1 protein-coding gene is annotated in these 10,439 nt (G+C 75.6%); it reads right to left on the reverse strand.

Annotated elements, in window-relative coordinates:
* Positions 1-8 precede the first annotated feature (8 nt).
* Positions 9-10,349 (reverse strand): type I polyketide synthase, encoded by a 10,341-nt coding sequence (locus ACXNSR_RS02865; RefSeq protein ID WP_458640546.1) that lies wholly within the window; start codon positions 10,347-10,349, stop codon positions 9-11.
* Positions 10,350-10,439: the final 90 nt, after the last annotated feature.

Below are 10,439 nucleotides of genomic sequence, written 5' to 3' on the forward strand. Positions count from 1 at the left end.
CGGGCACGTCAGAAGTTGCTGTTGCTGGTGGTGTTGCCGGGGGTGTCCTCGTCGAGGCCGCCACCGCCGTCGAGGGCGAGGTCGAGGAGGTCCTGGAGGTCCATCTCGTCGATGGACCCGCCCGGGTCGGCGGTGGCGCCCGCACCGGTGTCGGTGTCGGGGGCGTCGGGTCCGGCGAGCCGCAGGAGGGTGTCGAGGAGTCCCGCTTCGCGGATCCGGCCCATCGGAATGGTGGCCAGGGTCCGGCGCAGTTCCACGTCCTGCGGGTCGGTGTCGAGGTCCGGGGCGGCCGCGGCGCCGCCGCCCTCGGGGAAGAGGGTGCGCAGCAGGTGGCGGGTCAGGGCCTCGGGGTTGGGGTAGTCGAAGACGAGGCTGTACGGCAGCCTCAGGCCGCACGCGGCGCCCAGGCGGTTGCGCAGTTCGACCGCCGTGAGGGAGTCGAAGCCGAGGTCCTTGAAGGCCCGGTCGGCCGCGACGGCGTCCGCGGACGGGTGGCCGAGTGCTGCCGCCGCGTGCTCGCGCACGAGGTCGAGGAGCGCCGCGCCGCGATCGTCCCCGGACAGTTCGGTGAGCTTGCGGAGTACGGCCGCGGACGGGTCGGCGGTCGCGGACGTGGCCGTGCCGGGGGCCTGCTCGCGCAGGGCGGCGCGTACCTCGGGCAGGTCGCCGACGAGCGGGCGGGGCCGTGCGGCGGCGAACACCGCGGCGAACCGCTCCCAGTCGACGGAGGCCACGGTCACCGCCGCGTCCCGGCCGACGAGGGCGCGTTCCAGGGCCAGCAGGTTCGTCCGGGGGTCCACGGGCGTCAGTCCGCGGCGGCTGAGCTGCTCCTCCGCGTCGCCCTCGGTGGCCATGCCGGCCTCGGCCCACGGTCCCCAGGCGATCGCCGTGGCGGCGAGGCCGCGGGCCGCGCGGCGTTCGGCGAGCGCGTCGAGGAAGGTGTTGGCGGCCGCGTACGCCCCTTGGCCGCCGCTGCCCCAGACACCGGCGATGGAGGAGAACAGGACGAACGCGTCGAGGGAGTCCGGTGCGTCGAACAGCGCGTCGAAGTGGACGGCGCCTGCGGTCTTGGCGGTGACGACCCGGGCGAACCCGGGCAGGTCGGTGCCCGTGCCGGGCGGCTGGGAGGCGCCCGCGGCGTGTACGACCGCGCGGACGGGGGTGCCGTCGGCGGCCAGGCCCGCGACGAGTGCTTCGAGCGCGTTCCGGTCGGTGACGTCGCAGGCTGCCAGGGTCACGGCCGCGCCGAGCGCTTCGAGTTCCGCGCGGATCTCGCCGGCTCCGGGCGCGTCGGCGCCGCCGCGGCTGACGAGGACGAGCCGCTGGGCACCGCGTTCGGCGAGGCGGCGTGCAACCTGGCGGCCGAGCGCGCCGGTGCCGCCGGTGATGAGCACGGTGCCGGCCGGGGTCCACCGCGGTGCGGGGCCGACGCCGGTCGACGGGGCGTGGACGAGGCGTCGTACGAACGGGCCCGCGGCGCGGAGGGCGAGCTGGTCCTCGTCGCCGGCGCCGGTGAGTACGGCCGGGAGCCGGGACAGGGCGCGCCCGTCGCTCGCCTCGGGGAGGTCCACGAGTCCGCCCCAGCGGTCGGGGTGCTCCAGGGCGGCGACCCGGCCCAGGCCCCAGACCTGGGACTGGGCGGCGCCGCCGAGCGTGTCGCCGGGGACGGCGGCGACGGCGTCACGGGTGACGCACCACAGGGGTGCGTCAGCGCAGCCGGCCGGACCGTCGGGGCCGGTGAGTACCGAGACGAGGGCGGCCGTGAGGGCCAGGCCGACGGGGACGGCCGGGTGCTCGGGGTGCGGGCGCTCGTCCAGTGCCAGGAGCGACAGGACGCCGGTGACCGGTCCGTCGGCGGCCGCCCCGCGCAGCGCCTCGTCCAGGTGCGTACGCAGCGCCGCCGGGTCGCCGTGGGCGACGTCGAGCGGGAACGGCAGGATCCGGGCTCCGTCGCTGCTGATGCGGTCGGTCAGCGCGCGGACCCACGGGTCCGCGGCCTGCGCGGCGGGTACGGGCACGAGCCAGGTGCCGCCGACGGTCGCGGGGGTGCCCCGGTCCTCGCCGGACCACGGCTGCCAGGTGACGCGGTACAAGAGGGAGTCGGCCCGTTCCTGTGCCCGCTGCTCGCGCCGCCAGGCGGACAGGGCGGGCAGTACGGCGCTGAGCGGCTGGTCACCGTCGATGGCGAGCTCGTCGGCGAGCGCTGTCAGGTCGGCCCGCTCGACGACGTCCCAGAACCGGGCGTCGGTCTCGTTTCCGGCGGAGCCGTCCTGGGCCGGGCCGGTGCGCGCGGTGGCGGGCTCGGGCCAGTGGCGGCGGGACTGGAAGGGGTAGGTGGGCAGGTCGACGCGGTGGGCTCCGGCCGCGGTGGCGGCGAAGTACGCCCGCCAGTCGACGGTGACGCCGTGGGCGTGGGCCTGCGCGAGGGCCGCAGTAACGGCCTCCGCCTCGGCGCGGCCCTTGCGGAGCGCGGGCACGAAGGCGGCGTCCTGCGTGACGCACTCCTGGGCGAGGGCGGAGAGCACCCCGTCCGGGCCGATCTCGACGTACGTGGTGACTCCGGCGGCCTCCAGGGCACGGATGCCGTCCAGGAAGCGGACCGCCTCGCGGACGTGTCGCACCCAGAAGTCGGCGGAGCCCATCTCGTCGGTGACGAGGGCACCGGTCAGGTTGGAGACGACCGGGATCCGGGGGCTCCCGTACGCGATCCCCTCGGCCACCTTGCGGAAGTCGGCCAGCATGCCGTCCATGTGCGGCGAGTGGAACGCATGGCTCACCGTCAACCGCTTGGACTTGCGATCGGGGAACGCGGCCGCGATCGCGGTCGCCGCGTCCTCGTCACCGGCCACCACGACCGACTCCGGACCGTTGACCGCCGCGATGCTCACCCGGTCCGTCAGCAGCGGCAGGACCTCGCCCTCCGACGCCTGGACTGCGATCATCACGCCGCCGGAAGGCAGCGCCTGCATCAGACGCCCACGAGCCGTGACCAGCGCGCACGCGTCCTCCAGGGACAGCACGCCCGCCACATGGGCAGCGGCGATCTCACCGATCGAGTGACCGGACAGGAAGTCCGGCCGCACACCCCAGCTCTCCACGAGCCGGAACAACGCCACCTCGACCGCGAACAACGCCGGCTGGGCGTACTCCGTACGGTCCAGCACAAGGGGGTCCGACCCGAACAGGACTTCCTTCAGGGGGAGTTCCAGCTTGCCGCACACCTCATCCAGCGCGGCGGCGAACACCGGGTACGCGTCGTACAGTTCACGGCCCATCCCGATCCGCTGACTGCCCTGGCCCGTGAACAGGAACGCCAGCCCGCCCCCGGAGAGCGTCCCGCGGATCAGCCCCGGCGTCTGCTCGTCGGCCGCGAGGGCGGCGAGCTGGCGCAGCAGACCGGTACGGTCGCCTGCGGCGAACGCCGCCCGGTGTTCGAGGCCCGCTCGGCCGGTGGCCAGGGAGTAGGCCAGGTCCGGGAGGCCGGAGCCGTCCTCGGCGACGGTCTCCTCGACGACGGTCAGCAGTCGGGCCGCCTGGGCGCGGAGCGCCTGCGGGTTCCTGGCCGACAGGACGTACGGAACCGGTCCGGCGGCCGAAGCCGGCGCCGTCGGGCGGTCCGTGGGCTCCGGGGCCTGCTCGATGATCGTGTGGGCGTTGGTGCCGCTGATGCCGAACGAGGACACCGCCGCGCGCCGCGGTCGACGGGTCTCGGGCCACGCCGTGGTCTGCGTCAGCAGGGCGATGTCACCGGCCGTCCAGTCGACGTGCGGGGTGGGCTCGTCCACGTGCAGGGTCTGCGGGAGCACCCCGTGGCGCATGGCCAGCACCATCTTGATCACGCCCGCCACTCCGGCCGCGGCCTGGGTGTGACCGATGTTCGACTTCACCGAGCCCAGCAGCAGCGGCTGTTCGGCCGGCCGGTCCTGGCCGTACGTCGCCAGCAGGGCCTGCGCTTCGATCGGGTCGCCGAGACGGGTACCCGTGCCGTGGGCCTCGACCGCGTCGACCTCGGCGGCCGACAGACCCGCGCTCGCGAGGGCGGCGCGGATCACGCGCTGCTGCGAGGGGCCGTTCGGAGCCGTCAGACCATTGCTCGCACCGTCCTGGTTGATCGCCGAACCACGCACGACCGCCAGCACCGGATGCCCGTTGCGCCGGGCGTCCGACAGCCGCTCCACGAGCAGCATGCCGACACCCTCACCCCAGCCCGTACCGTCCGCCGCCGCCGCGAACGCCTTGCAGCGGCCGTCGGGGGCGAGCCCGCCCTGGTGGCTGAACTCGCTGAACGTCCCGGGCGTCGACATCACCGTCACCCCGCCCGCGAGCGCGAGGGTGCATTCACCGCCCCGCAGTGCCTGGATCGCCCAGTGCAGGGCGACCAGCGACGAGGAGCAGGCCGTGTCGACGGTGACGGCGGGGCCCTCCAGGCCGAGGGCGTAGGAGACGCGGCCGGACATGACGCTGCCCGCGTTGCCGGTCATCACGTGGCCGAGGACGCCGTCCGGGTCGTCGGAGCGCTCCAGCTGGGCGTCGTAGCCGCCGTACGAGGCACCGACGAACACGCCGGCCCGGGTCCCGCGCAGCGACGAGGGGTCGATGCCCGCCCTCTCGATGGCCTCCCAGGAGGTTTCGAGGAGCAGGCGCTGCTGCGGGTCCATGGCGAGGGCCTCGCGCGGTGAGATGCCGAAGAAGTCGGCGTCGAAGGAGTCCGCGTCGTGGACGAATCCGCCCGCGAAGGTGCGACGGTCGTCCTGTCCGGCGTACAGCTCGGCGGTGTCCCAGCCCCGGTTGCCGGGGAGTCCGGCGATCGCGTCGCCGCCGGTCTCGACGAGGTGCCACAGCTCCTCGGGGCTGCGGACGCCCCCGGGGTAGCGGCAGCTCATGGCGACGATCGCGATGGGGTCGTCGGCGAGGGCCGCGGCGGCGCCGGGCATGGCGCCCGCATCCACGCCCGCGTCCGCGTCCGCGTCGTCGGTGGCTCCGAGGAGTTCGGTCCGCAGCTGCCGGGCGAGAGCGGTGGGCGTGGGGTGGTCGAAGACGAGCGTGGTGGCCAGGCGCAGCCCGGTGGCCGCGCCGAGGCGGTTGCGCAGTTCGACGGCGGTCAGCGAGTCGAAGCCGAGGTCCTTGAACGCCTTGGCGGGCTCGACCTGTTCGGCCGAGGCGTGGCCGAGCACGGAGGCGACCTGCGCTCGTACCAGGTCCAGCAGGGCGCGGTCCTGTTCGGGGCGGGTGAGGCCGGTCAGCCGTTCGGCGAGCGGGGTGCCCGCGTCGGTACGGGTACGCGCGGTGCGGCGTCCGGCCGCGCCGAGGAGTTCGCGGAACACGGGGGCGACGGGGCCGGGTGCGGCGGCGTCGCGCAGGGCGGCGGGGTTGAGGCGGGCGGGGACGAGGGCGGGCCGGCCGCAGGCCAGCGCCGCGTCCAGCAGGGCCATGCCGTCGGTGGCGGTCAGGGCGCCCACGCCGTGCTGCTCCATGCGTCGCAGCTGCGTCTCGTCGAGGCCGGCGGTCATGCCGCTGGCGTCGGCCCACAGGCCCCAGGCGAGGGCCGTGGCCGGCAGGCCCTGGTGGTGGCGGTGCTGGGCGAGGGCGTCCAGGAACACGTTGGCGCAGGCGTAGTTGGCCTGGCCCGCGCTGCCGAGGGTGCCGGCGATGGCGGAGTAGAGGACGAACGCCGTCACCGGCAGGTCGCGGGTGAGCTCGTGCAGGTGGAGGGCGGCGACGGCCTTCGGCCGCAGGACGGTGTCCAGGCGCTCGGGGGTGAGGGATCCGAGCACGCCGTCGTCGAGGACGCCCGCCGTGTGGATCACCGTGGTGAGCGGGTGCCCGGCGGGGATTGCGGCCAGGACGGCGGCGAGGGCGTCACGGTCGGCGGCGTCGCACGCCGCCCAGGTGACCTCGGCGCCCAGCGCGGCCAGTTCCGCGGTGCGTGCGGCCGCGCCGGGCGCGTCGGCGCCGCGGCGGCTGAGCAGCAGCAGGTGGCGTACGCCGTGGGTGGTGACGAGGTGGCGGGCGACGATCCCGGCGAGGCTGCCGGAGCCACCGGTGATCAGGGCGGTGCCGTCCGGGTCGATGACGACGGCGTCGGCCGCCGGGGCGGCGGCGGGCGGGGTGCGGCGCAGCCGCGGTACGTGGACGGCCCCGTCGCGCAGCAGTAGCTCGGGCTCGCCGGAGGCGAGGGCCGCGGCGAGGAGAGCGGTCTCGTCCGGGTTGGCGGCCGGGTCGGCGAGGCCGGCCGGGTCGTGGACGTCGGCGAGGAGGAAACGGCCGGGGTTCTCGGTCTCCGCCGAACGCAGCAGCCCCCGGACGGCGGCGTACGGGAGGTCCTCGCCGCCTTCGCCGGGCCCGGCGACCGCGCCGCCGGTCACGACGACCAGGCGGGACGCCTCGAACCGGGTGTCGTCGGACCAGGCGCGCACGAGGGCGAGCGCCCGGTGCGCGGCCTCGCGCAGGGTGTCCTCCGTGAGGGGGCCGCTCCGGCGCGGGAACGGCGCCAGGACGTACGCCGGTACGCGCAGGCCCGCGTCGACCGCCGCGCCCAGCTCGGCCAGGTCTGCGTAGCGGGCGGCCGGGCCGAAGCCGGTGGGGCCGAGGACGGCCCAGCCTCCGGGGGGCTCGGCCGCGACGGCGTCCGACCGGAGCGGCAGCGGCAGCGGCAGCGGCACCCAGTCGAGCTGGAACAGCGCCTCGCGCAGGACGGCCGGTACCAGCAGCGGGGCGCCGGTCGTCCCGGTGGTCCCGCCCGTGAACGGCTGCGGGGCCAGTCGGCCGACCGTCGCGACCGGGTCGCCGAGGTCGTCGGCGAGGTCCAGGGCGAACGCGCCGTCGGCGGCGGGCCGGATACGGACGCGCAGGGCGCCCGCGCCCTGCGCGTGCAGGGTCACGTCCGACCAGACACTGCCCGGCCCGACACCGGGGCCCGGGCCCGGGCGGTCGGCGTACGGGAGTGCGAGGGTGTGCGCCGCGTGCGCGGCGGCGTCCAGCAGCGCCGGGTGCAGGCCGAAGTCGGCCGCGTGCGGCCGCTCCTGCGGGTCGCTCTCCGGCAGGCGCACCTGGGCGAAGTACGCGCCGTCGAGGTGCCAGGCCGCCTCGACGGTGGTGTGGAGGTCGTCGGCGGCGATGGCTTCCGCCCCGGCGGGCGGCCACGCGGCCAGGTCGAAGGCGGTGGCCCGCGCGGCGGGCGCGAGGGTGCCGTGGGCGTGGCACGTCCACCCGGCGTCGCCGGTGGCGTCGTCCTCCGGCCGGGCGGACACGGTGAAGGTACGGCGGCCCTGCTCGTCGGGGCTCTCGACGAGCACCTGGACGCGGACGCCGCCGTCGGCGGGCAGCGCGAGCGGCGCGTCGAGCACCAGCTCCTCGACGTGCCCGCAGCCGGCCTGGTCGCCCGCGCGTACGGCGAGTTCGACGAACGCGGCGCCCGACAGGACGGCCGTACCGGCCACGGTGTGGCCGGCGAGCCAGGGCTGGGTGCGGAGCGAGAGCCGGCCGGTGCACAGGACCTGCTCGGAGCCGGCCAGGGTGACGGCCGCGCCGAGCAGCGGGTGCGCGGCCGGGTCGAGTCCGGCGACGCTGACGTCACCGGCGGGCGCGGCGCCGGGCTCCAGCCAGTAGCGCTCGTGCTGGAAGGCGTAGGTGGGCAGGTCGACGCGCTGGGCGCCGGTGCCGGCGAAGTACGCCTGCCAGTCGACGGTGGCGCCGTGGGCGTGGGCTCGGGCGAGGGCGGCGAGGGCCGTCTCGGGTTCGGGCCGGCCGGCGCGCAGCGCGGGGACGAAGGCCGCGTTCTCGCCGGTGACGCAGTCCTGGGCGAGCGCGGACAGCACGCCTTCCGGGCCGAGTTCGACGTAGGTGGTGACTCCGGCGGCCTCCAGGGCGCGGACGCCGTCGAGGAAGCGGACGGCGTCGCGGACGTGGCGGACCCAGAAGTCGGGCGAGGCCATCTCGTCGGTGACGAGGGCGCCCGTCAGGTTGGAGACGACCGGGATGCGGGGGCTGTCGTACGTCAGCCCCTCCACGACCTGGCGGAAGGCTTCGAGCATGCCGTCCATGTGGGGCGAGTGGAAGGCGTGGCTGACGGTGAGGCGCTTGGTCTTGCGGCCGGCGAACGACTCGGCGATCGCCGTCGCGGCGTCCTCGTCACCGGCGATGACGACCGACTGCGGGCCGTTGACGGCGGCGATGCCCACCCGGTCGGTGAGCAGCGGCAGGACCTCGTCCTCCGAGGCCTGGACGGCGATCATGGCGCCGCCCGCGGGCAGCGCCTGCATCAGACGGCCGCGGGCCGCCACCAGCGTGCACGCGTCGTCCAGGGAGAACACGCCTGCGACGTGCGCGGCGGCGATCTCGCCGATGGAGTGGCCGGAGACGAAGTCCGGCCGCAGGCCCCAGGACTCGAGGAGCCGGAACAGCGCCACCTCTACGGCGAAGAGCGCGGGCTGGGCGTACTCCGTACGGTCCAGCAGTGCCGCGTCGGCCCCGAACAGGACTTCCTTCAGAGGGAGTTCCAGCCGTGCGCACACCGCGTCGAGGGCGTCCGCGAACACCGTTTGGGTCTCGTACAGTTCGCGGCCCATGCCGGGGCGCTGGCTGCCCTGGCCCGTGAACAGGAACGCGGTGCGGCCCTCGGCGACGCTGTCCGTGACCAGGCCGGTGGCTTCCTGGCCGGCGGCGAGCGCGGCGAGGGCGGCGGCGAGGTCGTCGTCCGTGCGGCCGAGGAGCACCGCGCGGTGTTCGAGGGCGCCGCGCGTGGTGGCGAGGGAGTAGCCGAGGTCGAGGGCCGGGGCGGCGCTGTCCTGGGCGCGGGCGGCGATCAGGCGGGCGGCCTGGGCGCGCAGGGCAGCGGCGCTGCGGGCCGACAGCGTCCAGGGGAGCACGGCGGGCCTTGCGGCGGCCGGGGCGGGGGCCTGGGAGGGGGCCGGGGCGGGCGTCTCGCCCTCCGGGGCCCCACCCTCCGCTCGCTCCTCCTGCGGGGCCTGCTCGATGATGGTGTGCGCGTTGGTGCCGCTCACGCCGAAGGCGGAGACGGCCGCGCGGCGCGGGGCCCCGGTCTCGGGCCACGCCATGGACTCGGTCAGCAGCGACACCGCTCCGCTCGACCAGTCGACGTCGGGGGTCGGCTCGTCGATGTGCAGGGTCCGCGGCAGCACCCCGTGGCGGATCGCCATGACCGTCTTGATGATGCCGGCGACACCGGCGGCGGCCTGCGTGTGGCCGATGTTGGACTTGAGGGAGCCCAGGCGCAGCGGCCGGCCCTCGGGGCGGTCCTGCCCGTACGTGGCCAGCAGGGCCTGCGCCTCGATGGGGTCCCCGAGCCGGGTGCCCGTGCCGTGGGCCTCGACGGCGTCGACCTCGGCGGCCGACAGCCGGGCGTTCTCCAGGGCCTGGCGGATGACGCGCTGCTGGGAGGGGCCGTTGGGGGCGGTCAGGCCGTTGCTGGCGCCGTCCTGGTTGACGGCGGAGCCACGGACCACGGCGAGCACGGGGTGCCCGTTGCGGCGGGCGTCCGAGAGGCGCTCCACCAGGAGGACGCCGACGCCTTCGGACCAGCCGGTGCCGTCGGCGGCCGCCGCGAACGACTTGCAGCGCCCGTCGGCGGCGAGGCCGCGCTGGCGGCTGAACTCGACGAACACGTCCGGGGTGGGCATCACGCACACGCCGCCGACCAGGGCGAGCGTGCACTCGCGCTGGCGCAGGGCCTGCCCGGCCAGGTGCAGGGCCACGAGGGAGGACGAGCAGGCCGTGTCGATGGTCGCGGCGGGCCCTTCCAGGCCGAGGACGTAGCTGACCCGGCCCGACAGCACGCTCGTCGCGCCACCCGTCAGGAGCAGCCCTTCGAGCCCCTCCGGGACCTCCCGCAGGTCGGCCCCGTACCCCATCGCGCCCGCGCCGACGTAGACGCCGGTACGGCTGCCGCGCACGGACGCCGGATCGATTCCGGCCCGCTCGAACACCTCCCAGGAGGCTTCCAGGATCTGGCGCTGCTGCGGGTCCATGGCGAGGGCCTCGCGCGGCGATATGCCGAAGAATCCGGGGTCGAACACGGTGGCGTCGGTGAGGAATCCGCCGCCGGTGTTGTAGAAGGTGCCCTTGCGGTCGGGGTCGGGGTCGGCGAGGGAGGCAATGTCCCAGCCTCGGTCCCCGGGGAATCCGGTGATGGCGTCACCGCCCTCGGCGACCAGCCGCCACAGGTCCTCGGGGGAGCCCACTCCGCCGGGGAAACGGCAGCTCATCGCGACGATGGCGAGGGGCTCGTGGGCGTCCTGCTCGACCTCCTGGAGACGGCGGCGGGCCCGCCGCAGCTCCGTGGTCATCCACTTCAGGTTTTCGAGAAGCTTTTCTTCGTTCGCGCCGGCCACTGGAACGTCACCTCCTGGAGAAATGCGGAATGCATACGGGATTCGGAATCGGCTGGGAAAGCCGATCGGGCATCGGATCGGGCATCAGGT

The organism is Streptomyces sp. NC-S4 (assembly GCF_054353315.1).